This is a genomic window from Streptomyces sp. NPDC048419 (genome assembly GCF_043200415.1).
Classification (GTDB): Bacteria; Actinomycetota; Actinomycetes; order Streptomycetales; family Streptomycetaceae; genus Streptomyces.
The window spans coordinates 67,732-90,256 of sequence record NZ_JBICXT010000023.1; the positions used below are offsets into that span (position 1 = coordinate 67,732).

The 22,525-nt window shown below is 71.1% G+C and carries 23 protein-coding genes; 10 read left to right on the forward strand and 13 right to left on the reverse strand.

From position 1 onward, the window contains the following. Positions 1–91 precede the first annotated feature (91 nt). A complete protein-coding gene (gene nucS / locus ACGFYN_RS36045; RefSeq protein ID WP_393870160.1) occupies positions 92–763 on the reverse strand; it encodes an endonuclease NucS in 672 nt (223 codons plus the stop codon). A 299-nt stretch (positions 764–1,062) separates the two neighbouring features. Between nucS and ACGFYN_RS36050 the strand changes: the two genes are divergently transcribed. Continuing rightward, positions 1,063–1,455 carry an SCO5389 family protein gene (locus ACGFYN_RS36050; RefSeq protein ID WP_393870161.1) on the forward strand — a complete coding sequence of 131 codons (393 nt, stop codon included), beginning with the start codon at positions 1,063–1,065 and terminating at the stop codon, positions 1,453–1,455. 90 nt (positions 1,456–1,545) lie between these two features. Here the strand turns inward: ACGFYN_RS36050 and ACGFYN_RS36055 are convergent, their stop codons facing one another. After that, positions 1,546–2,574: an LLM class flavin-dependent oxidoreductase gene (locus ACGFYN_RS36055; protein WP_393870162.1), complete on the reverse strand. Its 1,029-nt coding sequence runs from the start codon at positions 2,572–2,574 to the stop codon at positions 1,546–1,548. 221 nt (positions 2,575–2,795) lie between these two features. On the opposite strand from ACGFYN_RS36055, the gene ACGFYN_RS36060 reads away from it, so the two are divergent. Then, positions 2,796–3,137 (forward strand): ATP/GTP-binding protein, encoded by a 342-nt coding sequence (locus tag ACGFYN_RS36060; protein ID WP_393870163.1) that lies wholly within the window; start codon positions 2,796–2,798, stop codon positions 3,135–3,137. Between the two features lie 7 nt (positions 3,138–3,144). On the opposite strand, the gene ACGFYN_RS36065 is transcribed toward ACGFYN_RS36060, so the two are convergent. The 7 genes from ACGFYN_RS36065 to mce all read right to left on the reverse strand — a co-directional run bounded on the left by ACGFYN_RS36065 (position 3,145) and on the right by mce (position 12,916). Further along, positions 3,145–4,020 carry an ABC transporter permease gene (locus tag ACGFYN_RS36065; protein ID WP_393870164.1) on the reverse strand — a complete coding sequence of 292 codons (876 nt, stop codon included), beginning with the start codon at positions 4,018–4,020 and terminating at the stop codon, positions 3,145–3,147. Next, entirely contained in the window at positions 4,017–5,240 is a 1,224-nt protein-coding gene (locus tag ACGFYN_RS36070) for an ABC transporter ATP-binding protein (protein ID WP_393870165.1), read from the reverse strand. Before ACGFYN_RS36070 ends, ACGFYN_RS36065 begins: the two co-directional genes overlap by 4 nt. 113 nt (positions 5,241–5,353) lie before the next feature. Further along, positions 5,354–6,124, reverse strand: a complete 771-nt coding sequence (locus ACGFYN_RS36075) for an ABC transporter permease (protein ID WP_393870166.1) — start codon at positions 6,122–6,124, stop codon at positions 5,354–5,356. Beyond that, entirely contained in the window at positions 6,121–7,098 is a 978-nt protein-coding gene (locus tag ACGFYN_RS36080; RefSeq protein ID WP_393870167.1) for an ABC transporter ATP-binding protein, read from the reverse strand. Before ACGFYN_RS36080 ends, ACGFYN_RS36075 begins: the two co-directional genes overlap by 4 nt. A 179-nt stretch (positions 7,099–7,277) precedes the next feature. Continuing rightward, positions 7,278–8,213: a cellulose-binding protein gene (locus ACGFYN_RS36085; RefSeq protein ID WP_393870168.1), complete on the reverse strand. Its 936-nt coding sequence runs from the start codon at positions 8,211–8,213 to the stop codon at positions 7,278–7,280. A 183-nt stretch (positions 8,214–8,396) separates the two neighbouring features. Continuing rightward, positions 8,397–12,242, reverse strand: a complete 3,846-nt coding sequence (scy, locus tag ACGFYN_RS36090; RefSeq protein WP_393870169.1) for a polarized growth protein Scy — start codon at positions 12,240–12,242, stop codon at positions 8,397–8,399. 233 nt (positions 12,243–12,475) lie between these two features. Beyond that, positions 12,476–12,916, reverse strand: coding sequence for a methylmalonyl-CoA epimerase (gene mce, locus ACGFYN_RS36095; RefSeq protein ID WP_393870170.1), 441 nt, complete (start codon positions 12,914–12,916; stop codon positions 12,476–12,478). Between the two features lie 149 nt (positions 12,917–13,065). Here mce and ACGFYN_RS36100 point away from each other — a divergent pair, with 149 nt between their 5' ends. From ACGFYN_RS36100 to ACGFYN_RS36110, 3 genes are all read left to right on the forward strand, one after another. Then, a complete protein-coding gene (locus tag ACGFYN_RS36100; RefSeq protein WP_393870171.1) occupies positions 13,066–14,265 on the forward strand; it encodes an acetyl-CoA C-acetyltransferase in 1,200 nt (399 codons plus the stop codon). A gap of 37 nt (positions 14,266–14,302) precedes the next feature. Beyond that, complete coding sequence (gene meaB / locus ACGFYN_RS36105; protein WP_393870172.1) at positions 14,303–15,259, forward strand: methylmalonyl Co-A mutase-associated GTPase MeaB; 957 nt, start codon at positions 14,303–14,305, stop codon at positions 15,257–15,259. Between the two features lie 155 nt (positions 15,260–15,414). Next, positions 15,415–16,659: an MFS transporter gene (locus tag ACGFYN_RS36110; protein ID WP_393870173.1), complete on the forward strand. Its 1,245-nt coding sequence runs from the start codon at positions 15,415–15,417 to the stop codon at positions 16,657–16,659. Between the two features lie 112 nt (positions 16,660–16,771). Here the strand turns inward: ACGFYN_RS36110 and ACGFYN_RS36115 are convergent, their stop codons facing one another. The 4 genes from ACGFYN_RS36115 to ACGFYN_RS36130 form a co-directional block, all read right to left on the reverse strand. Then, complete coding sequence (locus ACGFYN_RS36115) at positions 16,772–17,248, reverse strand: MarR family winged helix-turn-helix transcriptional regulator (protein ID WP_393870174.1); 477 nt, start codon at positions 17,246–17,248, stop codon at positions 16,772–16,774. A 93-nt stretch (positions 17,249–17,341) separates the two neighbouring features. Further along, entirely contained in the window at positions 17,342–18,139 is a 798-nt protein-coding gene (locus tag ACGFYN_RS36120; protein WP_393870216.1) for an AIM24 family protein, read from the reverse strand. 2 nt (positions 18,140–18,141) lie between these two features. Further along, the gene (locus ACGFYN_RS36125) at positions 18,142–18,792 is read right to left on the reverse strand and encodes an AIM24 family protein (RefSeq protein WP_393870175.1); all 651 of its coding nucleotides are present in this window, start codon (positions 18,790–18,792) and stop codon (positions 18,142–18,144) included. Position 18,793: 1 nt separating this feature from the next. Continuing rightward, entirely contained in the window at positions 18,794–19,426 is a 633-nt protein-coding gene (locus tag ACGFYN_RS36130; protein WP_393870217.1) for an AIM24 family protein, read from the reverse strand. A 205-nt stretch (positions 19,427–19,631) separates the two neighbouring features. Between ACGFYN_RS36130 and ACGFYN_RS36135 the strand changes: the two genes are divergently transcribed. The 5 genes from ACGFYN_RS36135 (at position 19,632) to ACGFYN_RS36155 (ending at position 22,509) form a co-directional block, all read left to right on the forward strand. After that, positions 19,632–19,976, forward strand: a complete 345-nt coding sequence (locus ACGFYN_RS36135) for a DUF3817 domain-containing protein (RefSeq protein ID WP_393870176.1) — start codon at positions 19,632–19,634, stop codon at positions 19,974–19,976. Continuing rightward, positions 19,973–20,266 (forward strand): MTH1187 family thiamine-binding protein, encoded by a 294-nt coding sequence (locus tag ACGFYN_RS36140; RefSeq protein ID WP_393870177.1) that lies wholly within the window; start codon positions 19,973–19,975, stop codon positions 20,264–20,266. Before ACGFYN_RS36135 ends, ACGFYN_RS36140 begins: the two co-directional genes overlap by 4 nt. Before the next feature lie 154 nt (positions 20,267–20,420). Then, on the forward strand, positions 20,421–21,179 hold the full coding sequence (locus ACGFYN_RS36145; protein ID WP_393870178.1) for a hypothetical protein: 759 nt from the start codon (positions 20,421–20,423) through the stop codon (positions 21,177–21,179). Next, the gene (locus ACGFYN_RS36150) at positions 21,176–21,862 is read left to right on the forward strand and encodes a DUF4166 domain-containing protein (RefSeq protein WP_393870179.1); all 687 of its coding nucleotides are present in this window, start codon (positions 21,176–21,178) and stop codon (positions 21,860–21,862) included. Before ACGFYN_RS36145 ends, ACGFYN_RS36150 begins: the two co-directional genes overlap by 4 nt. Beyond that, positions 21,859–22,509 (forward strand): TetR/AcrR family transcriptional regulator, encoded by a 651-nt coding sequence (locus ACGFYN_RS36155; RefSeq protein WP_393870180.1) that lies wholly within the window; start codon positions 21,859–21,861, stop codon positions 22,507–22,509. Before ACGFYN_RS36150 ends, ACGFYN_RS36155 begins: the two co-directional genes overlap by 4 nt. The last annotated feature ends 16 nt before the right edge of the window (positions 22,510–22,525 follow it).

Here is a 22,525-nt window from a genome sequence, read left to right on the forward strand (position 1 = left end):
GTCGTTCAGCGGTGTGTCAGAACCTGTGAACAAACCCCCACCTGCGCTGCGGCGCCCTTCGGGCGGACGACGGGGGTTTGTTCACAGGCCCTCAGAACAGCCGGAGCTTGTCGTCCTCGATGCCGCGCAGGGCGTCGTAGTCGAGCACCGCGCAGCCGATCCCGCGGTCCGTGGCGAGGACGCGGGCCTGCGGCTTGATCTCCTGGGCCGCGAAGACGCCGCGTACCGGGGCGAGATGGGGATCGCGGTTCAGCAGTTCGAGGTACCGGGTGAGCTGCTCCACGCCGTCGATCTCGCCGCGCCGCTTGATCTCGACCGCGACGGTCTGCCCGTCGGCGTCCCGGCACAGGATGTCGACCGGGCCGATGGCCGTCATGTACTCGCGGCGGATGAGCGTGTAGCCCTCGCCGAGGGTCTCGATGCGGTCGGCGAGCAGCTCCTGGAGGTGTGCTTCCACGCCGTCCTTGATCAGGCCGGGATCCACGCCGAGTTCGTGCGAGGAGTCGTGGAGGATCTCCTCCATCGTGATGATCAGCTTCTCGCCCGCCTTGTTGACGACGGTCCAGACGCCCTCCTCCGCGTCCGCGCCCTCCTTCAGCGTGCAGGGCGGGGACATCCAGTTCAGGGGCTTGTAGGCGCGGTCGTCCGCGTGGATCGAGACGCTGCCGTCCGCCTTGACCAGGATCAGGCGGGGTGCCGAGGGGAGATGGGCGGTGAGCCGGCCCGCGTAGTCGACGGAGCATCGGGCAATGACGAGACGCATGGTCGGCAACGCTACTCGACGGACGCACCTCGACGCGATTCGCCCTCCGGACATCCGGCGCGGTCCTGACGGGCTGCCCCTGTTGTCCGGGAACACCCGAGACAACCCTTGTTCATTCGTGGCTGATTGTGGGCCCAATGAGGGCGCCCCATGTACGCATTTTCCTGGTGCGGCCCCCGTCGGCTGCTTACCGTAGTAAACGGGAGGTCGCGAGACGGGTACTGAGCGTGTTCGGTATCGCGGACTCCCTCATCTGTCCGGCAACCCCTGTCGACAACGGGGGTGCGAGAGGAGAACCCATGTCGCTCGACGTCTCACCGGCCCTACTCGAAAAGGCCGAGCGAGGCGAGGTCGACGAAGAGGAATTCGTCGACTGCGTCCGGACCTCCCTGCCCTACGCATGGGAGATGATCAGCTCCCTGGTGGCCCAGCTGAAGGTCGACGGTGGCACGTTCGCCGACAACCAGACGCCCCCGCCGGACGAGCAGGCACGCGGTCAGCTGCTGCGTGCGCTCGCGAGTGACGCGATACGCGGCGCGCTGCAAAGGCACTTCGGTGTGCGGCTGGCCTTCCAGAACTGCCACCGGGTGGCGGTGTTCCCGCTGGACGCCTCGGTCGACGAGACGCTGGTCCGCTTCACCTCGGTCCGCAGTCAGCTGCTCAACCAGTCACCGGAGTTCAGGGACTGCTGAGAGCCTGCCGCAGCTTGCCGCTCCGTACGCGGGAGGTGCTTAAGTACTGGAGCGGCAAGCTCCCGCCGGACTCTCGGCACGTCCGTCCCTTCAACCCAGGTGCGGGAGCACCTCGGCGCCCAGCCGCCGTACGTTCTCCTCGGTGGCCGCCAGATCTCCCGAGCCCTCCACCAGCAGGGCGAAACGGGAGATGCCCGTCCGCTCGCTGGTCGCCGCGAGCCGGTCGGCGCACAGCCGCGGGGTTCCCACCGGATGCAGCCCGCAGAGCAGTTCGGTGTACGCCAGCGGGTCGCGCATCTGCCGCGTCCGGCCGTCCACCGTGACATGCGCCTCCAGCCCGTGCTTCAGCCAGCCCGGCATCGCCTTCGTCAGCGCCTCCACCGCGTCCGTGCGCCGGTCCGCGATCTGGCAGACGCCGGCCGAGACATGGGCCGCGCCCCGGACGACGTGCGCCGGATGCCCGGCGGCGCGTGCGAGCCGCCCCCACAGGGCGACCATCTCGGCCTTCTCCTCGTCCCCCACATGCATCCCGAGCAGCATCGGCAGCCCACGCTCGGCGGCCAGCCGCACGCTCGACGGCGAGGTGCACGCGACGACGACCTCGGGGCCTGCGTCGTCCGACAGCGACTCCGACGGCCTTGGCACGACGGGGACTTCACGGAAGGCGAAGCGGTCGCCCGTACCCGCGACCGACGGCTCGCGCAGCCAGCGCAGCAGCAGATCGAGTGATTCCGGGAACCCCCGCTCGTACGCCTCGAGGCCCGAGCCGAAGACCTCCAGGTCGACCCAGGGTCCGCCGCGCCCCACGCCCAGCGAGAACCGCCCGCCGGAGGTGATGTGCAGCAGCGCGGCCTGCTCGCCGACCGACACGGGGTGGGCGGTGGGCAGTACCGTGACCGCCGTGCCCACCCGGATCCGCCGCGTCCGGCCCAGGACCAGCGCGGCCAGCGTGATCGCCGCCGGACAGGTGCCGTACGGCACGAAGTGGTGCTCGGCCAGCCAGACCGAGTCGAGACCCGCTTCCTCCGCGACCTCGGCCGAGCGGACCGCGCGGTGCAGTGCCTCCCCCTGGCCCTGTCCCGGGAACTGGGCCGCCAACACGAATGTTCCTACGCGCATTGCTTTTCCTGCTTCCTTGGCCCCGACGCGGAGCTCCCCCACACCGCATAACCGTCTGACACGTGCCGAGGACACGGCCTGGCGGAGAGATTTCCGGATTTTCTGCAGAATGGGTGCACGAGGCAGGAGGCCCGGCGTCGGCTGGTCCTTTACGCCTACCCCTGTCCATGGCCCGTAGGCTGGACACGACCCGCTTCCTGTATAGCCCCGTGAGGTGTCCTGTGTCCCCGCGTCGCAACCGGCCCAAGGGAGCCGGCTCGTCGGGTTCGTCCGGCCGGAGCGCCGAGGACGACGGTTCCGGCCGCTACGGCGGCTGGCAGTCGACCGAGAGCTGGCAGGGCGACGAGTGGAGCGTGCGGCATGTCGCGGGTGCGAGTGCCGTCGGCAAGACCTACCGCTGCCCGGGCTGCGACCAGATGATCCCCTCCGGCGTCCCGCACGTGGTGGCCTGGCCGGAGCACGCGGGCGTCGACGACCGCCGGCACTGGCACAAGGCGTGCTGGAACGCGAAGGACCGCCGCACCACGAGGGTGCAGCGGTCCCGGAACGCGCCGAAGTTCTGAACCCGCGCTACACGTCGCGCTTCTGCAGCAGGGCGACCGCGCCGGCGAACGCGGCGGCCGTCACGCCGAGGGCGATCCACAGCGGGTCCCAGCCGCTCGGGCCCGAGTTGCTGAGGGAGTTGGTGTAGAAGACGCCCAGCTGGTTCGGGATCGAGTAGTCGAACAGGGCCTGGCGCAGGTCCTCCAGGGCCGACGAGACCATGAACAGGGCGATCACCAGCGGTGCCAGCACGAGGCCGATCATGATCGTGATGGCGCCCGCCGAATGCCGGATGATCGAGCCGACGACGAGCGAGAGCAGGCCGAGCAGCGCGATGTAGAGCGAGATGCCGAGCGTGCCCTTCAGCCATTCCGAACTGCTGGGCTCCCGGGCGCCGTCCAGCATGGCGACGTCCGCGAGCGCGACGAGCAGGGCCGAGACGAACGTGACGCTGAACGCCACCGTGAAGAACACGATCGCCTTCGCCGCCAGCACCCGCGCGCGGGACGGGCACGCGGTCATCGTGGTCCGGATCATGCCGGTGCCGTACTCGGAGGCGGTGGTCAGCACGCCGAGCGTGATGACGCACATGCTGCCGAGCAGCAGCCCGAAGACGCCGAAGGACAGCGGGTTCTCGCCCGCCAGGCTGCCCTCCGACTCGTTGGCGGCGACCAGCGAGGCGGTCAGCAGGCCGATGCCGACGACGAGCAGCACGAAGACGCCGAGCGTCCACATCGTGGAGCGCACCGACCTGATCTTCGTCCACTCCGAGGAGATCGCGTTCCCGAGGTGCGTGCGCGTGACGGGGATCGGCGAGGTGTAGGTGGGGTAGGGCGAACCGGGCGCCGCCGCCTGCCAGTTGGGAGCGGCGGCCTGCGGCATCGGGTGCTGGGGCGTGCTCATCGGGCGTCCTCGGGCTCGGTCAGGTCGGCGGGGGCGGCGGGTGCGGGCTGCGCGGGCGGCTGCGGCGCCTGGGCGTACGGGTTGGCCGAGCCCTCGCCGGGCGCGGCCGGAGCGCCGTAGGGCCCCGGCTGGGGCTGTCCGGGGCCGCCGTACGGTCCCGGCTGTCCCTGGGGCATCGCGAACGCCTGGCCGCCCTGCTGGGGCGGCGGCGGTGCGTACCAGTCGGGCTGGCCCTGCCCGGGCACCGGCATCGGCGGCTGCGCGCCGGGCGGCAGGGGCTGCATCAGCCCCTCCTTCTGGTCGATCGTCGAGCGGTAGTCGACGGCCCCCTGCGTCATCCGCATGTACGCCTCCTCCAGCGAGGCCTGGTGCGGCGACAATTCCCACAGGCGTACGTCGGCGCCGTGCGCGATGTCGCTGATGCGGGGGAGCGGCAGTCCGGTGATCCGGAGCGCGCCGTCCTGCTCGGGCAGCACGTGCCCGCCGGCCTCGGTCAGCGCGGAGGTCAGCTTCTCGCGCAGCTGCGCATCGGAGTCGGGCGTGCGTACGCGCGCGAAGTCGGCGGAGTTGGCCGAAATGAAGTCCTTGATGCTCATGTCGGCGAGCAGCTGCCCGCGCCCGATCACGATGAGGTGGTCGGCGGTCAGCGCCATCTCGCTCATCAGGTGGGAGGAGACGAAGACCGTACGGCCCTCGGCCGCGAGCGCCTTCATCAGGTTGCGCACCCACAGGATGCCCTCGGGGTCGAGGCCGTTGACCGGCTCGTCGAAGAGGAGCACCTGCGGGTCGCCGAGCAGCGCGGCGGCGATGCCGAGGCGCTGGCCCATGCCGAGGGAGAAGCCCTTGGAGCGCTTCCTGGCCACCTCCTGGAGACCGACCACGCCCAGCACCTCGTCGACCCGGCGGGCCGGGATCCCGGAGAGCTGGGCCAGGCTGAGCAGGTGGTTGCGGGCCGACCGGCCGCCGTGCACGGCCTTGGCGTCGAGCAGGGCGCCCACGTGACGGGGGGCGTTCGGCAGCTTGGGATACGGGTGGCCGCCGATCGTCACCTGCCCCGCCGTGGGGTTGTCCAGGCCGAGGATCATGCGCATCGTCGTCGACTTGCCGGAGCCGTTGGGCCCCAGGAAGCCGGTGACGGCGCCCGGCCGCACCTGGAAGGAAAGGTTGTAGACGGCGGTCTTGTCGCCGTAGCGCTTGGTCAGGCCGACAGCCTCGATCATGCTCCGCACCCATCGAAAGGATCAGGACAGCAGGGCACACGCCCCCGTAAGGGTTAGGAGGATATCGAGGCGCTGACGGTTCCGCTCAAGAGGAGGTAAAAGTCCGGCCCCGTTCAGGCGTCCCGTCGCTTGAGCAACACGTACCCGCCGATCAGGGCCGCGAGCACCCACAGGGCCATGATGCCGAGGCCGCCCCAGGGCCCGTACGGAGTGTCGTCGTCGATCGGCGTGACCACCCGCATGATCTTGCTGCCGGCCTGGTCGGGCAGGAACCGGCCGATCTTCTTCGTCGCGGAGACGTTGCCCAGGATGTTGGAGATCAGGAAGAAGAACGGCATCAGGATGCCCAGGGACAGCATCGGTGAGCGCAGCATCGCGGCGACGCCCATCGAGAACACCGCGATGAGGGTCATGTAGACCCCGCCGCCGATCACGGCGCGCAGCACGTGCGGGTCGCCGATCGAGGCGCGGTGCGAGCCGAGCATCGCCTGCCCGAGGAAGAAGGCGACGAAGCTGGTGACCATCGCGACGACCAGGGCGAGGCCGGTCGCCACGGCGATCTTGCTGAACAGGAAGGTGCCGCGCTGCGGCACGGCGGCCAGCGAGGTGCGGATCATGCCGGTGCTGTACTCGTTCGAGACGACCAGCACCCCGAACACGATCATCGCGAGCTGGCCGAGGCTCATCCCGGCGAAGCTGATGAAGGTCGGGTCGAAGGAGAGCCGGTCCTCGCGGCTCATGTCGTCGAACTGATGGCTCGTGAGCGCCGCGATCAGCATGCCGAGCCCGACGGTGACGACCACGGCGAGCGAGAGCGTCCACACCGTGGACGCCACCGACCGGATCTTGGTCCACTCGGACCGTACGACCTGGACCCCCGTCATGACCGGCTCCTCTCCCAGCTGTCGCCCCACGGGCTCGCGGCCGGTGCCTGCGGTGCCTGCGGGGGCGCGTCCGTGTGCGCGTGGTACTCCACCGACTCCGCTGTCAGTTGCATGAACGCCTCCTCCAAGGAGGCCTGCTGCGGGCTCAGCTCGTGCAGCACGATCTGGTGCTGCGCGGCCAGCTCGCCGATCTGTTCGGCCGTGCCGCCGTCCGCCTCCAGCGCCCCGCTGCCGGACTCGACGACGGTGATCCGGGCCTCGTGCAGCACGTCGAGCAGCCGCTCGCGCTGCGGGGAGCGGACGCGGACGTAGGACCGCGAGTTCTGCGCGATGAAGTCCGCCATGGAGGTGTCGGCGAGCAGCCGGCCCTGCCCGATGACGACGAGGTGCTCGGCGGTCAGCGCCATCTCGCTCATCAGATGGGAGGAGACGAAGACCGTACGGCCCTGCGCCGCGAGGGACTTCATCAGATTGCGGATCCAGTGGATGCCCTCGGGGTCGAGGCCGTTGACGGGCTCGTCGAACATCAGGACGCGCGGGTCGCCGAGCAGGGCGCCCGCGATGCCGAGCCGCTGGCCCATGCCGAGCGAGAACCCCTTGGCCTTCTTCCGCGCGACCGCCGTGAGGCCCACCGTGTCCAGGACCTCGGCCACCCGGCGCGTGGGGATGCCGTTGCTCTGCGCGAGGCAGAGCAGGTGGTTGTGGGCGCTGCGGCCGCCGTGCATGGCCTTGGCGTCCAGCAGGGCGCCGATGTACCTCAGCGGGTCCTTGAGGTGGTCGTAGTGCTCGCCGTCGATCCGCACGTCCCCGGCGGTGGGCCGGTCGAGCCCGAGCATCATGCGCATCGTCGTGGACTTGCCGGCCCCGTTGGGCCCGAGGAATCCGGTCACCATGCCGGGTCTGACGGTGAACGTGAGGTTGTTGACCGCCAGCTTGTCGCCGTAGCGCTTGGTCAGGCCCTCGAGCTCGATCATGCGGCCACGCTAAGACGCCGTTCGGGCCATTGCCAACCGGACCGGCGAACGGAGTGCGGCTGCGCCGGAAACGTACGGTCGCGTCCCGGAACCCGCCGCCCCCGGAACCGCCGGAGGCCCGCACCTCCGGGGGAGACGGTACGGGCCTCTGTACGCGCTGTCGGACTGCGCGCTGGTGACTAGCGGGACTGCTGAGCGGGGACCCCACGCGAGATCGGCTCGTCCTCGGCGGGAGTGCCGGCGGCGGCCACCGCGGCGCCCGTGAGCGTCGCGAGCATCTCGCGGACGTTCGTCAGCTGGGCGTTGATGCTGTCGCGGCGGTTGGTGAGGGCGGCCAGCTCGCGCTCGGATTCCGAGCGGATCCGGTCGGCCTTCGCGTTCGCGTCGGCGACGATGTCCTCGGCCTGGCGCTGGGCCGTCTCCACCGTCTGGCGGGCGCGGCGCTCGGCGTCCGTGCGCAGCTTCTCGGCCTCCAGACGGAGCTGCTCGGCGCGGTGCTCGATCTCGGCGAGACGCTTCTCGGCCTTGGCCTGACGGGACGCCAGGTCACGCTCGGACTGCTCGCGGCGCTTGGCGAGGTTCGTCTCGAAGTCGGCGGCGGCCTGAGCCGCCTTGGCGCGGGTCTCCTCGAAGAGGGCGTCCGCCTCCTCACGCTTGGACTGGGCGTCCTTCTGGGCCTCGGAACGCAGCTGCGAGGCGTCGCTCTTGGCCTTCTCGACGATCCGGACGCCTTCGTCCTCGGCCTTGGACTTGCGCTCCGCAGCGAACGATTCTGCGTCGTTGCGGACCTGCTGGGCCGCCGACTCGGCGAGTTCGCGGTGCTGTTCGGCGGCGCGCCTGGCCTCCTCGCGCAGGTCCTTGGCCTCTTCCTCGGCGAGGCGGAGGATCTTCTCGACGCGCGCACCGAGACCGGCGTACGACGGCTCGGCGTCGGTCACCTGGGCCTGGGCGTTCTGCGTCTCGAGGTGGAGTTCCTCGATGCGCTTTTCCAGAGCGGTGATGCGGGCGAGAGCACTGTCACGGTCGGAGACGAGCTTGGAGATCCGTTCGTCCACCTGAGCGCGGTCGTACCCACGCCGCACAAGCTCGAAGCCGTAGGGGGAAGTGTCGCTCATGGGGTTCCTGTCAACTGAGACCGGTGAGGTGATAGGGGGAATCCTAGGGGCCGAAGCGGTGTGTCATCGAGCGGATACGTGTTTGATCTGGAGAATGACACCCCTTTTGAGTGGCTGTCGGCCAGACCTCTTGCCAAAAAAATGGTCAAAGGCCCCAGACTGGACTGGATTTGGGCCTGTCGATCAGCTGTCCGACGGCTTACCCGAACGAGGGGCGCCCACCGTGGCTCCGGCCTTGACGCCGCCGTCCTTGCCCGCCGTCGGGGCCTCGAAGGACTCCAGCGCCTCCAGCACGTCCTGGACCCGGGAGATCTCGGCGTTGATGTCCTCGCGCCGGCGCACCAGGATCTCCAGCTCACGCTTTCCTTCCTCGACCGTGCGCCGGGCCTCGCGGATCGCCTCGGCCTTGAGCTCCTCGGCCTCCTTGACCAGGGCCGACTTCTTCAGCTCGGCCTCCTTCAGGAGCCCCTCGGCCTTCTTCACCGCGGCGATACGGACCTTGCCGGCCTCCGAATTGGCCTCCGAGACCAGCTCCTTGGCCTTCGCCTGAGCCTTGGCCAGCTGCTCCTCGGCGGCCTTGATGAGCGCGTCGCAGCGGTCGCCCGCCGACTTCATCGTCTCGGCCGACTCCCGGCGGGCCCGCTCGTGCAACGACTCGATCTCGCCCGTGATGCGGTCGCGCAGCTCCTCCGCCCGCTCGCGGATGGAGGTGGCGTCCCGGCGGGCGCCCACGAGCAGCTCGTCCGCGTCCCTACGGGCCTTCTCGACGCGTGTGTTGCCCTCGACCGTCGCCTCCGAGACCAGACGGTCGGCCTCCGTGCGGGCCGCGCCCACCATGGAGTCGGCCTGCGCCTCGGCGTCGGCGGTGGTCTTGTGGGCCTGCTGCTGCGCCTCGGTGAGCAGCTTGTCGGCCTCGGCCGTGGTCTCCGTGATGAGCTTGTCGACCTGCTCGGCCACGTCCTGGCGGCGCTTGTTGGCGTCCTTGCGGACCTCGTCGAGCGTGCGGTCGGACTCCTCGCGGGCGGAGTTGACGAGCCGTTCGGCCTCCGCCGCCGCCTCGGCCTTGAGGCGCTCGGGCTCGCTGCGGATCCGCTCGGCGTGCTGCTGGGCGGAGCCGACCGTCTCGGCGGCCTCGGCCCGCAGCCGCTCCGCATCCCCGGTGGCGTCCGCGATGAGCTTCTCGGCCTTGGTGACCGCCTCGGTGCGCATCCGGTCGGCGTCCGCGACCGTCTCGGTCGTCAGCCGCTCGGCCTCGCTGCGCGCCTCGGTGATGAGGGTGTCCGCCTGCGTGGCGGCGTCCGACCGGATGCGGTTGGCGTCGTCGCGGGCCTCCGCCCGGGTGCGGGCCGCCGCCTGGTCGGCCTCGGCGATCGCGTCCGAGGCCTCCGTGCGCACCCGCTGGGCGTGCGCGGTCGCGTCCGACCGCAGGCGCTCCGCCTCCGCGATCGCCTCCGAAACGGTCCGCTCGGCAAGCGACTTGGCCGCCTCCGACTCCTCGGCCGCCTCGCGCCGGACCCGGCCCGCGTCCTCGCTGGCCCGCTCCCGCTCGGCGTAGGCGTCGGCGCGGACCCGGTCCGCCTCCTCCTGCGCCTCGCGGCGGGTGCGGTCCGCCGCGTGCTCGGCGGCGCTGCGCAGGCCGGTGATCTCCTCCTGCGCCTGCTCGTGCAGCCCGGACACGGATTCCCGTACCTGCTGGGCGTGCTGCTCGGCCGCCGAGACCATCTCGTTCGCGCGCCGGTCGGCCTCCTCGACCAGGCGGACCGCCTCGGTCTGTGCCTCCTCCACGCGGTTGCGCGCCGAGGCCAGCAGCTCCTCGCTCTGCTCGCGGGCCCGCGCGCGCTCCTGGTCGGCCTCGGTCCGCGCGGAGCCGAGGAGTTCCTCGGCCTCGCGTCGGCGCCGTACGGCCTCCTCCTGCGCGGCGGCCAGCGTCTCGGAGGCCTCCATGCCCAGCCGCTCGGCGGCGGCCTGCGCCTCCGTGCGGACCCGGTCGGCACTCTCCTGGGCCTCGGCCTTCAGCCGCTCGGCCTCGGCGGCGGCCTCCGAGCGCAGCCGTACGGCGACGGCCTCGCCCTCGGCGCGCGACGCGGAGGCGTCCGACGCGGCCTCGTCACGCAGCCGGACGGCCTCGGCCTCGGCCTGCTGCTGGAGTGTGCGGATCCGCTCGGCGGCCTCCGCGCGCAGCCGCTCGGTCTCCTCGGCGGCCTCGCGGCGGATGCGTGAGGCCTCCTCGCGGGCCTCGGCCAGCGCCTGCTCGGCCGCGGCGAGCCGCTCCTCGGCCTCCGTGTGCAGCCGCGTCAGCTCCTCGGCCGCCTCCGCACGGCGTGCCTCTATGGCGCGTTCGGTCTCCTCGTGCAGCTCGCCCGCGGCCCGCTCGGCGTCGGCCTTGATGCCCTCGGCCTGCTCGACGATCTCCTCGCGGTGCCGCTCGGCCTCCTGGCGGGTACGCTGCAGCGTCTCCTCGGCCTGCCGGCGCAGCGTGGTCGCCCGCTCGATGGCCTCCGTACGGACCCTCTCGCTGTCCGTGGTGGCCTTCTGGCGCATCTCGTCCGCGTCCTGCCGGGACTTGGCCAGCAGCTCCTCCGCGGTCTTGGCGCCTTCCTCGATCTGCTGGACGGCCTCCTTGCGGGCCTCCGCGCGGATCTTCTCGCCCTCGGCGACCGCGTCGGCGCGCAGCTGCTCGGCCTCGCCGCGCAGCCGGCGGGCCTCCTCCTGGAGCTCGACCGTCTTGGCGCGGTACTCCTTGGTGTCGTCCTTCGCCGCGCCCTTGAGCTGCTCGGAGATGTCCTGCGCCTCGGAGCGCAGCCGGTCCGCCTCGGCCTCGGCCTCGGAGCGGATCCGCTCGGCCTCCTCGGCGGCGGCCTTGGTGGTGTTCCTCGCGTCCTCCTGCGCCCTGTTGAGGACGTCCTCGGCGGTCTTGGCCGCCTTCGACAGCTGGGTCGCGCTCTCCTCGGCGGTGATCGTGCGGGCCTTCTCGGAGGCCTCGGCGACGATCCGCTCGGCCTCGGTGCGCGCGTCCGCGACGACCTGCTCGGCCTCCGACCTGGTGGCCTCGGCGTCCTTCGTGGCCTCCTCGACCAGCCGGGCGACCTGCTCGCGCGCCGTGCGCGTGCGCTGTTCGTTCGCCGACTCGGCGCTGGAGAGGGTCTTCTCGGCCGACGCGGTCGCCTCGGTGATCAGCTTGTCGGCCTCGGTCTGCGCCTTGCGCAGCGCCTCCTCGGCCTCCGCCATCCGCTGCTCGGCGGCCCGGCTCATCTCCTGTGCCTGGCGGCGCGTGGTGTCCGACTCCGAGACGGTGGAGGTGCGTACCTGCTCGGCGTGGTCGGTGGCCTCCTGCGCCTGCGTGGAGGCGGCGTTCAGCAGCCGCTCGGCGTCCGTGCGGGCCCGGCGCAGAATCTGCTCGGCCTCCGCACGGGCCGCCTCGGCGTCACTCGTCAGGCGTTCCCGGGCCTCGGTGGTCAGCCGCTCGGCCTCCGCTCGCGCGGCGGCCATGGACTGGTCGGCCTCGGTGCGGGACTCCTCGAGGAGCCGGCGGGCCTGGGACTCGCTGCGGGCGCGCAGCTGCTCCGCCCACGCCACGTTCTCGTTGACATGCGACTCGACGGTCTGGCGGCGCTCGGCGAGCTCCTGGTCGAGCTGCTGGCGGCGGGTGACCGCCTCCTGGTGCAGCTCGGCCTGCAGCCGCGCGGCCTGCTCCGCGTGCTCCTGCAGGATGCGCTGGGTCTGCGCCCGCACCTGGCTGAGCTCGCGCTCGGCGTCCTGACGCAGCTGGTCGGCCTGCATCTGCGCGTTGCGCAGCAGCTGTTCGGCCTGGTAGCCGATGTCACCGCCGTCGAAGGAGGGCCGGGACATGAGGGTGCGGCGCGCCTCGTGCAGCTTGGCGCGCAGCACCTCGACCTGGTAGCCGAGGTCCTCGGCGTGCTGGATCGCCTTTTCCCGCTCGGTCTTCAGCCGCTCCATCTCGGCCTCGAACCGAGAGAGGTGGTCGACGTCAGCCGCCGGCTCTCGCTCCTGGCGTTCGTAGCCCCGCACTGCGCGGTCCCATCCGTCCCCTGGTCGCAAGTCTGGCCAAACGAGCTCCGTCCATCCGCCGAACGGGGCCCCCGGGGAATGGTGTCAGATCAACGGCGGAGCATGGGCTGCTGCCCCGACGCTCGCCCCCCGAAACCCGGACCCCGGCGTGGTCCTCCCGCTGACGGCAGGACCCGGCCACCCCGGTTGGAGAGGCGACCGCCCCCAACCCTACCGGCCCATATGTACGAGGGTCAGTGCTCAGGTGACTCAACAGCCGCCGAAGTGACCAGTTCTGTCAGTACGCCATGGCAATCCTTGGGGTGCAGGAACGTGATCCGTGACCCCATGGAACCGCGTCGCGGCTCCTCGTACAGCACGCGGACGCCCTTTTCCTTGATGTCGGCGGCCTCGCCGTCCACGTCCGCGGTGCCGAAGGCGATGTGGTGGACACCCTCGCCGTTCTTGTCGAGCCACTTGGCGACGGTCGAGTCCGGCCGCGTCGGTTCCAGCAGCTGCAGGTAGGAGGCGCCGCCGTCGGACGTCTCGTTGATCTTGAGCATGGCCTCGCGCACGCCCTGTTCCTCGTTGACCTCGGAGTGGAACACCTCGAAGCCGTACGTGGCCCGGTAGAACTCGACGGTCTTGTCGAGGTCGAAGCAGGCGATCCCGATGTGGTCGATTCGCGTCAGCATGTTTGACAGTGCAGCGCTCCTGGCATGGTTGCGCAACGTGCCAGCGATCACATCGACGGCCGGGTGACGGCACGGAGTGCCACTCAGTACATTCGATGTAAACCCTCGTTCACTCCTCGGCTGTGCAGCCGGTAAGGGGATCGCAGCTCATGTCATCTGGAACGAACACCTCGGTGATCGTCGCGGGCGCGCGTACGCCCATGGGACGGTTGCTCGGCTCGCTCAAGTCCTTCTCCGGAGCCGATCTCGGCGGCTTCGCCATCAAGGCCGCCCTCGACCGTGCGGGCATCGGCGGCGACCAGGTCCAGTACGTGATCATGGGGCAGGTGCTGCAGGCCGGGGCGGGGCAGATCCCGGCGCGCCAGGCCGCCGTCAAGGCGGGCATCCCGATGAGCGTGCCCGCGCTGACCGTCAACAAGGTCTGTCTGTCCGGCCTCGACGCCATCGCGCTGGCCGACCAGCTGATCCGCGCCGGCGAGTTCGACGTGATCGTCGCCGGCGGCCAGGAGTCCATGACCAACGCGCCGCACCTGCTGCCGAAGTCCCGTGAGGGCTTCAAGTACGGGGCGATCGAGATGCTCGACTCGATGGCCCACGACGGGCTGACCGACCCGTGGGAGAACATCCCGATGGGCGAGTCGACGGAGAAGCACAACACCCGGCTCGGCATCCAGCGCCCCGAGCAGGACGAGATCGCCGCCCTGTCCCACCAGCGCGCGGCCGCCGCCCAGAAGAACGGCATCTTCGAGGCCGAGATCACCCCGGTCGAGATCCCGCAGCGCAAGGGCGACCCGGTCCTGTTCAGCAAGGACGAGGGCATCCGCGGCGACACCACCGCGGAGTCCCTGGGCAAGCTGCGCCCGGCGTTCACCCGGGACGGCACCATCACCGCCGGCACCGCCTCGCAGATCTCGGACGGTGCGGCGGCCGTGGTCGTGATGAGCAAGGCCAAGGCGCTGGAGCTGGGCCTGGAGTGGATCGCCGAGATCGGCGCCCACGGCAATGTGGCGGGCCCGGACAGCTCGCTGCAGTCGCAGCCGTCCAACGCGATCCTGCACGCCCTGAAGAAGGAGGGCCTGGAGGTCTCCGACCTGGACCTCATCGAGATCAACGAGGCCTTCGCCGCCGTCGCGGTGCAGTCAATGAAGGACCTCGGGGTGTCCACGGAAATGGTGAATGTCAACGGTGGCGCGATCGCCCTGGGCCACCCCATCGGCATGTCCGGCGCCCGCCTGGTGCTGCACCTGGCGCTGGAGCTGAAGCGGCGGGGCGGCGGCGTGGGCGCGGCCGCGCTGTGCGGCGGCGGCGGTCAGGGTGACGCGCTGATCGTGCGGGTACCCAAGGCCTGAACCCTCTGTCGTACGTGAACCTCTGAACGGAGCTGTGATGCAGGACGTCTCCACCCTGGTGACCCAGGCCAGGGAAGGCCGGCCCCGGGCCGTGGCCCGGCTGATCTCGCTGGTCGAGGGGGCGTCCCCGCAGCTCAGGGAGGTCATGGAGGCCCTGGCGCCGCTGACGGGGAACGCGTACGTGGTCGGCCTGACCGGTTCCCCCGGCGTCGGCAAGTCCACGTCGACCTCGGCGCTGGTGACGGCGTACCGCAAGCAGGACAGACGGGTCGGCGTCCTGGCCGTCGACCCGTCCTCGCCCTTCTCCGGCGGCGCCCTGCTCGGCGACCGGGTCCGGATGTCGGAGCACGCCTCCGACCCGGGGGTCTACATCCGCTCGATGGCGACCCGGGGCCACCTGGGCGGCCTCGCCTGGTCCGCGCCGCAGGCCATCCGCGTACTGGACGCGGCCGGCTGCGACGTGATCCTGGTCGAGACGGTCGGCGTCGGCCAGTCGGAGGTGGAGATCGCCTCCCAGGCCGACACCTCGGTCGTCCTGCTGGCACCCGGCATGGGCGACGGCATCCAGGCGGCGAAGGCCGGAATCCTCGAGATCGGCGACGTCTACGTCGTCAACAAGGCCGACCGCGACGGCGCCGACGCCACCGCGCGCGAGCTGAACCACATGCTGGGGCTCGGCGAGTCCCGGGGCCCCGGCGACTGGCGCCCGCCGATCGTGAAGACGGTCGCGGCGCGCGCCGAAGGCATCGACGAGGTCGTGGAGGCGCTGGAGAAGCACCGCGCCTGGATGGAGGAGCGGGGCGTCCTCGCCGAGCGCCGGCTGGCCCGCGCGTCCCGCGAGGTCGAGACGATCGCGGTCACGGCCCTGCGCGAACGCATCGGCGACCTGCACGGCGACCGCCGGCTGAGCGCGCTGGCGGAGCGGATCGTGGGCGGCGAGCTGGACCCGTACCGCGCGGCGGACGAGCTGGTGGCCGGGCTCACGGAGAGCTGACGCCGGTCATCGACGTGGTCGACGTCCGGGCTCCGCTGGTACGTTGACCGGCATGTACCTCCTCTTGGCATAGGGCACGCCCGACCCGCGCGGCCGCAGACATGGCCCGCGCGGCGATGAGGCTCCCCTTTCCCGCCTCGAGTCGAGGAACTCCCGTGTCCACCAAGCCAGTTGTACGGCCGACGTATGCCGTCGTCCTCCATCTCCCGTACGCCCGCCGCACGTTCGCGGCCGCCCTGCTCGGCAGACTGTCGTACGGGATCGTCCCCCTGTCCGTGATGCTCGCCGTCACCCGCGCCACCGGCTCCTACGCCGTGGCGGGTACCGCCATGGCGCTGTTCGGCGGCACCAGCGTCTTCCTGTCGCCCGCGCGGGCGGCCCTGATCGACCGCCACGGGCCGCGCCGCGCGCTCGTCCCGATGGTCGCGGCCTACGCGGCCCTGCTGGGGCTGCTGACGGCGCTCGTGTGGCGCCCGGGGGCCGTCCCGCCGCTCGTCGTGGGTGCCGTGACCGCGGCGGCCGGTGCCTGCACCCCTCCGCTCGGCCCGACCATGCGGGCCGTGTGGGGTCGACTCACCGAGGACCGGGCGCTGTTGCAGCGCGCGTACAGCCTCGACGGGGTCGCCGAGGAACTGCTGTTCGTCTCGGGCCCCTTGCTCGTCGGGGTGCTGGTGGGGTTCGCCCCGCCGACGGCCGGGATCGTCTTCGGTACGTGCCTGATGGCGGCCGGGACCGCCGGGTTCGTGCGGTCCCCGGCCGTGCGGGCGATGGGGCACGCCGAGCGGGAGCCGCGAGCGCGCCGGGCCGCCGCCCCACGGGGCGCGCTGCGCGGCGTCCTGCGGCCCGTCCTCGCCGCGACCGGGGTCGGGCTCGCGCTCGGAGCGGTGGACCTCGTGGTCGTGGCCTTCGCCGGGCAACGGCACTACGGCGACGACGCCGTGGCCTGGACGCTGGCGGCCCTGTCGGCCGGAAGCGCGGTCGGCGGGCTGCTCAACGGGGCCGTCGCCTGGCGCGCCCCGGCCCGCGTGCGGCTGCCCCTCACGGTGGCGGGCCTCGCCCCGGCGCTGCTCGGCGCCGCTCTCGCCCCCGGCCTCGGCACCCTCGCCCTCGCTCTCGCGGCCGCCGGGTTCTTCGTCGCGCCGGCCCTGACCACCGCCTATCTGACCGCCGACGAGGCGGCGGCCCCCGAGGCGCGGGTGCGGGCCGGAGCCTGGGTCAACACCGGTGTGAACGCGGGCAGTACGGCGGGCGCCGCCGCGGCGGGCCTCCTCCTGGGCGGCCTGTCCACCGGCCTGTGCTTCACGGCGGCGGCCGCGGCGGCCCTGCTGACCGCGCTGGTGACGGCGTGGGGCGCCACCCGCACGGACCGGGAGGGCCAGGAGGCCCTGCCGGCGGTGTGACGGAGGGCCGAGCCCTCATCGCCCCGAAACGCCCGCAGGCGGGGTCCTGTGCGGACTCCGCCTGCTGTCGGTCCCGTCGAAGGGGTGATCGAGAAGGGGTGATCGAGGGGGGTCAGGGGCGTCCCCGATGCCCGCGCAGGTGTTCCGCGATGGGCTTGAGGGCCTTGTCGAGTTCCGCCAGGGCCTCGGGGGACAGCAGGTCGATGAAGTGCCGCCGCACGGACGCCACATGGTGCGGCGCGACCTTCTGCATCGTCTCCATGCCGTGCTCCGTCAGAACCGCGTAGAGACCGCGCCGGTCGGACTCGCAGTTCTCGCGCCGGACCAGGTTCGCGTTCTCCATCCGCGTGATCTGGTGGGAGAGGCGGCTCTTGGACTGGAGGGTGGCGGACGCGAGGTCGCTCATCCGCATCCGTACGTCCTCCGACTCGGAGAGGTTCACCAGGATCTCGTAGTCGTTCATAGTCAGGCCGAACGGCTGCAGATCCCGCTCGAGCTGGTACGTCAACAGCCTGTTGACCTCCAGGTGGGTGCGCCAGGCGCACTGCTCCGCATCGGTCAGCCAGGGCGTGGCCGTCTCGGTCTCCATGAATGAAGTCTACCTAAAATGTTGAAAGGCGAACTAGTGAGGGGTGGTGTGACGGCGCGCATACGTTCGACGTCACACTCCGCAGACTACCGCTCACAGCCCGAAGCGACGCTGGAGGTCCCCCAGCTGTCCGGGAAGGCGCGGTGCGCCGGCTTGCTGTGAAGGACCTGTGTGTGCCCCGCCGCCACCAGGTACCCCGGGTTCGGACGGGAGCATCCCCGAGGCCTGCTCGGCCATGAGGGTTTCCGAGGACTGGAGCAGGACCGTGCCGGCCCCCACGAACTCGAACTGGTGCTCCTCGCCGGAGGCGCCGCCGAGACCCGTCATCGCACGTAGACCGCCCATTACACCTGTCAAGTAGCTGTGGTCGTAGTGGTGGCACGGCGACGGGCAGTCGGCCCAGCCGACGAGTGCCTGCGGGTCCACCCGGATCGGGGGTTCCATGAACACCACCGGACCGTTAGATGCGGCTACGAACTTTCCGGTTCCGATAAGGGTCAGAAAACCCGGCACGATCGATTGCTTGAGAGCGAGACTTGGCTGAAAAGCGAGCAGGTTGCCCGAGCGAATGGTCAGGTTGCCCTCTTCGAGGTCGAAGGAATTCACGTCGAAGGCCCGGTCGGCGAGGAGCATCTTGCCCGAGCCCTCCGCCACGACCCACTCGGCGGCGTGCAGTGGCGAATGAAAGGACGTACGGACAAGTCGGTCGAGTCGGCCGTGCCCGATGCCGTTGAACTCCATCGAGCCGTAGTAGGCGATCATCTTCCCCTTCTGCAGGAACCACTGGCTCCCCTTGAGCTCCACGCAGAAGGTGTACTTGTTCACGTTGTCGTCGACCGGCAGCGTCATGGGGTCGAAGACCGTCGGGCCGGCGCCCGCGGACCCGTACATGCTCACAGCTTCTCCTCCGAGGCCTGGACGTACACCGTGCCGCTGCCGCTGAGCTCCAGCTGGAAGGCCTCGCCGGAGCCGCGTCCCACCATGTCCCGCCAGCCGAGGGCGGTCGACAGCTTGTTGCGTACCTCGCCGTGGTGGGCGACGTACGCCTGCGGGTCGACGTGCACCGCGTGCTGCGGGGTGACCGGGATCTCGAAGACGCCGCCGTGGGCCATCACCGCCACGGAGCCCTGGCCCTTGAGGGTGGTGGTGAACAGGCCCTGGCCGGTGACCTGGCCGCGCACCATGCCCATGACGCCGCCCTGCGAGCCCATGAACATCGTGCCCTGCTGGAGCGTGCCCTCGAAGGCGAGCAGGCGATCCGCCTCCACGTAGAGCGTGTCCCCGGTGAGGTTGATGACGTGGACGTGGTGGCCGCCGTGCCCGAACAGCACCGTGCCGCTGCCCTCGACGCTCATCAGCGGGGTGGCCTCGTTGGCCACCCGGCGGCCGATCATCGACATGATGCCGCCCTGGCCGCCCTGGAGGTTGGGGGTGAAGGACACCTCGCCCTTGTAGGCGAGCATCGCGCCGCGCTGACTGAACAGCCGCTGTCCCGGCAGCACCGTCGCCTCGACCATCTTGGAGTTGATCTCGCGGAAGGGCATGTCAGACGTCTCCCGCGATCGTGTTCCGCTCGCTCGGCTGTACGTACACCAGCCCGTCCCCCTCGAACCTGATCTGGAAGGCCTCGCCGCCGCCCTCGCCGAGGAGGGTGCGGAAGGTCACACCGGACTGGAAGGACTGCCGCAGGTTCCCCTGGTGCGCGATGTACGCGCCGGGGTCGACGGTCAGCGGGTACTGCGCGCTCACCCGGAGCACCACCGCCGGGCCGTCCGACATGATCGCCGCCTGGCCGTGGCCCTCGACGGTCGTCGTGAACAGCCCGTTGCCCTGCGAGGCGCCGCGCAGTCCGGTGAAGGTCGTGCCGGTCCTGAGACCGGCGTCGGTCGCGAGCAGATTGCTCGACTCCACGAACAGCTTGTCGCCCTGGAGCCCGACCAGGTTGATCTCGGAGGCGCGGTCCGCGAACCAGCACGTGCCGTGCCCCTTCACCTCCATCACCGTCATCTGCTCGCCGGTGAGCCGCCGCGTCACCATGCCGCGCAGCCCCTCACCGCCGCCGCTCATCTTCTTGAAGGCCATCTGACCGTCGTACGCGACCATCGAGCCGTTCTTCGCCTTCACGGCGTCCCCGGTCATGTCGACGGCGAGCACCTTGCTGCCCTGGAGTCGGAACATCGCCACGCTGCGAAGGTAGCCGCCGCGCGGGTGGACCGAACAGGGCCCGTCGGGTGGAGAAAGCCCTGTCCGAACCCCTAGGGGACGCATCTCACATCCCGGCGTCCGACCCCTCGGCCGATGTGCGCCCCGGCGTTTGCCAGAATGGGTGAACGCTTGTGCCTCCGTTCACAAACAGCGACCTGTCTCCCACCGAAGGTGACCCGTGGACCTCAAGACCGCCACCGCCCTCCGCCGCCTGCGACTCGTCTCGGCCCCCGAGGCCGTCTCCTTCCTGCTCCTGCTGGTCTGCTCCGTGCTGAAGCGGACCACGGACTTCAACGCGGTGCCGGTGATGGGCATGGTCCACGGCGTGCTCTTCATCCTGTACGTGATCTTCTGGGCCGACGCCTGGAACCGCACCAAGTGGCCGCTGCGGACCGCGGCCTTCTACTTCGTCCTCTCCGTCCTGCCGACCGGCGGCTTCTTCGCCGAGCGCAAGCTGAAGCGCGCCGCGGAGGATGAGGTCATCGCCTCGCGCGCCCGCCAGGAAGGGGTCGTGAACGCATGATCGTCGCCTTCTCCGTGACGCCGCTGGGCGTGGGCGAGGACGTGGGGGAGTACGTCGCCGAGGCCGTCCGCGTCGTGCGCGAGTCCGGTCTGCCCAACCGGACCGACGCGATGTTCACCTCGGTGGAAGGGGAGTGGGACGAGGTGATGGACGTCGTGAAGCGGGCCGTCGCCGCCGTCGAGGAACGGGCGCCGCGCGTGTCCCTCGTCCTCAAGGCCGACATCCGGCCCGGCGTGACCGACGGGCTCACCTCCAAGGTGGAGACGGTGGAACGGCACCTCGCCGAGTAGCCGTCGGAGAGCGGAACCCCGGCCCGCGCGCGGGCCGGGGTTTTCTTGTGCCCACTGTTTGAGCGATCGCTCAAAGAGGTGTACTTTCAGCTTCGAGCTTCTTGAGCAGTCGCTCAAATGGCGCTCAAATGGCAGCTTGACCTGGGGGATTCACATGGGGCATGCAGGGCTGTACATCGAGGCGCGGATCCGCGCCGACCTCGACGAGCTGTGGTCGCGTACGCAGGAACCCGCCCAGCACCAGCGCTGGGACCTCCGCTTCACCGAGATCGCCCTCCTCCCGCGCGCGGATGGCGAGCCGCAGCGTTTCCGGTACGCCACGCGCGTGCTGCCGTTCCTCACGGTCGCCGGCACCGGTGTCTCGGCGGGGGAGCGGGAGCGCCCGGACGGGACGCGTACGTCCGCGCTCCGGTTCGCCTCCCCGCATCCGCTGTCCCTGCTGGCCAAGGGCAGCGGGTACTGGCGCTACCTCCCGGACGGGGACGGCGTCCGCTTCCTCACCGGCTACGACTACCGCCCCCGCTGGGGCGTCGTCGGCGCACTGGCCGACCGGGTGCTGTTCCGCCCGCTCATCGGCTGGGCGACGGCCTGGTCCTTCGACCGGCTCCGGCTGTGGCTGGAGCGCGGGATCACTCCGGAGCGGGCGCGGGCGAACTGGCTGTCCGAACTGCTCGTGCGGACCCTGGTGATCGTCCTCGCCTGCACCGGCTTCGGCTACGGCAGACTGCTCCGGCTGACCGGCCCGTTCGCCCCGCTCTTCTTCTACGCCACTCCGCTGCTGACGCTGGTCGCCCTCTCGCTGGCGCTCTGCGCGCCGCCGCTGTCCGGCACCCCGGCCGCCCGCCGCTGTCTGCGTACGCCGCCCACGCGCGTGCGTGCACCCCGGCTGCTGCGCACCCTGGAGAACCGATGACGACGACGTCGATCTTCCGTACGGCCATGGGCGCCGACTTCGAGCGCCTGCACCCTCAGCTGCGGCGCCGCTTCTCGGTCGGGCTGGCCGGCGGGGAGGCCTGCACCGGCCGGGGCGTGATGGACCGGATCTGGCACGGCCGGTCCTTCGTGAAGCCCTTCCTGGCGCTGGGCGCCACCCGCAACATCCTGGTCCCGCGGCCGGGGCGGCAGGTGCCCTTCGTGATCGAGAACGTTCCGTACACCGACAGCTTCGGGCGTGAGACGGTGACCTTCGTGCGCACCTTCGACCTGCCCGGACGTCCCCGGCGCTTCGACGCCCAGATGGTGCTCGGCCCCCGGGGCGACCGCATCCTGGACTACCTCGGGACGCACCAGCACCTCGCCAGCGACCTGCACCTTCGGGCAGAGCCCGACGGCTCGCTGCTGATCCGTTCCGGCGAACACCGGTTCCGGGAGGGTGTGGTGGACGTGCGGGTGCCGATGCTGGTCGGGGCCACGGCCGAGGTGCGCGAGTCGTACGACGACCTGGCGGGCCGCTTCCGGATCCAAGTGCGGGTGGTGAACCGGTACTTCGGGCCGCTCTTCGGCTACGAGGGCTCCTTCGAGGCGTCGTACACGGACCTCCGCGGGGGCGGCCTGCGGCCCGGGCTGCGTCCCGTCCGGGAGGAGTCGCGCGCGTGAGCCCCGAGACGGCCAAGTCCGCCGAGACGAAGGCGAAGCTCATCGAGGGCGCCCTGCGCACCCTCACCGAGCAGGGCATCGCCAAGACCTCGGCGCGGACGATCGCGGCGACGGCCGAGGTCAACCAGGCGCTGGTCTTCTACCACTTCGGCTCCGTCGACGAACTCCTCGCGGCCGCCTGCCGCCACGGCACGGAGCAGCGGGTGCGGCGCTACCGGAAGCGGCTCGACGCCATCGGCTCGCTGAGCGAACTCCTGGCGTTCGGGCGGGAGATGCACGAGGAGGAGAAGGCCGGCGGGCATGTGGCGGTCCTCGGCCAGCTGCTGGCCGGCGCGCAGACGCATCCGCCGCTCGCACCCGCGACGGCGGCTGGGCTCGAGCTGTGGATCGTGGAGATCGAGAAGGTCCTCACGCGTGTGCTTGCCCGCACGCCCTTCGGCGAGTTCGCCGACCCCGCGGGTCTGGCCCGCGCCGTCGCGGCCTCGTTCGTCGGCATCGAGCTCTACGAGGGCGTCGACCCGGCGGGCGCCGGTGCGGCCCTGGACACCCTGGAACAACTGGGTGCGCTGGTGGCGGCGTTGGAGGATCTCGGACCGGTGGCCCAGCGCGCGGTGCGCCATCGGCTGCGCCGCACGGGAGGGCGCTGAGCGCGTGCGAGCCGCC

Excerpts from the sequence above, each read along its gene's own strand:
- ACGFYN_RS36115 (WP_393870174.1), bottom strand. The coding sequence starts at position 17,248 with ATGGAGACCGAGACGGCCACGCCCTGGCTGACCGATGCGGAGCAGTGC.
- nucS (WP_393870160.1), bottom strand. The coding sequence starts at position 763 with ATGCGTCTCGTCATTGCCCGATGCTCCGTCGACTACGCGGGCCGGCTC.
- ACGFYN_RS36130 (WP_393870217.1), bottom strand. The coding sequence starts at position 19,426 with ATGTTCCGACTCCAGGGCAGCAAGGTGCTCGCCGTCGACATGACCGGG.
- ACGFYN_RS36080 (WP_393870167.1), bottom strand. The coding sequence starts at position 7,098 with ATGATCGAGCTCGAGGGCCTGACCAAGCGCTACGGCGACAAGCTGGCG.
- ACGFYN_RS36075 (WP_393870166.1), bottom strand. The coding sequence starts at position 6,124 with ATGACGGGGGTCCAGGTCGTACGGTCCGAGTGGACCAAGATCCGGTCG.
- ACGFYN_RS36065 (WP_393870164.1), bottom strand. The coding sequence starts at position 4,020 with ATGAGCACGCCCCAGCACCCGATGCCGCAGGCCGCCGCTCCCAACTGG.
- ACGFYN_RS36070 (WP_393870165.1), bottom strand. The coding sequence starts at position 5,240 with ATGATCGAGGCTGTCGGCCTGACCAAGCGCTACGGCGACAAGACCGCC.
- ACGFYN_RS36145 (WP_393870178.1), top strand. The coding sequence starts at position 20,421 with ATGGGGCATGCAGGGCTGTACATCGAGGCGCGGATCCGCGCCGACCTC.
- ACGFYN_RS36120 (WP_393870216.1), bottom strand. The coding sequence starts at position 18,139 with ATGTACGGGTCCGCGGGCGCCGGCCCGACGGTCTTCGACCCCATGACG.
- ACGFYN_RS36085 (WP_393870168.1), bottom strand. The coding sequence starts at position 8,213 with ATGAGCGACACTTCCCCCTACGGCTTCGAGCTTGTGCGGCGTGGGTAC.
- ACGFYN_RS36150 (WP_393870179.1), top strand. The coding sequence starts at position 21,176 with ATGACGACGACGTCGATCTTCCGTACGGCCATGGGCGCCGACTTCGAG.
- ACGFYN_RS36050 (WP_393870161.1), top strand. The coding sequence starts at position 1,063 with ATGTCGCTCGACGTCTCACCGGCCCTACTCGAAAAGGCCGAGCGAGGC.
- ACGFYN_RS36100 (WP_393870171.1), top strand. The coding sequence starts at position 13,066 with ATGTCATCTGGAACGAACACCTCGGTGATCGTCGCGGGCGCGCGTACG.
- meaB (WP_393870172.1), top strand. The coding sequence starts at position 14,303 with ATGCAGGACGTCTCCACCCTGGTGACCCAGGCCAGGGAAGGCCGGCCC.
- ACGFYN_RS36140 (WP_393870177.1), top strand. The coding sequence starts at position 19,973 with ATGATCGTCGCCTTCTCCGTGACGCCGCTGGGCGTGGGCGAGGACGTG.
- ACGFYN_RS36055 (WP_393870162.1), bottom strand. The coding sequence starts at position 2,574 with ATGCGCGTAGGAACATTCGTGTTGGCGGCCCAGTTCCCGGGACAGGGC.
- mce (WP_393870170.1), bottom strand. The coding sequence starts at position 12,916 with ATGCTGACGCGAATCGACCACATCGGGATCGCCTGCTTCGACCTCGAC.
- ACGFYN_RS36125 (WP_393870175.1), bottom strand. The coding sequence starts at position 18,792 with ATGCCCTTCCGCGAGATCAACTCCAAGATGGTCGAGGCGACGGTGCTG.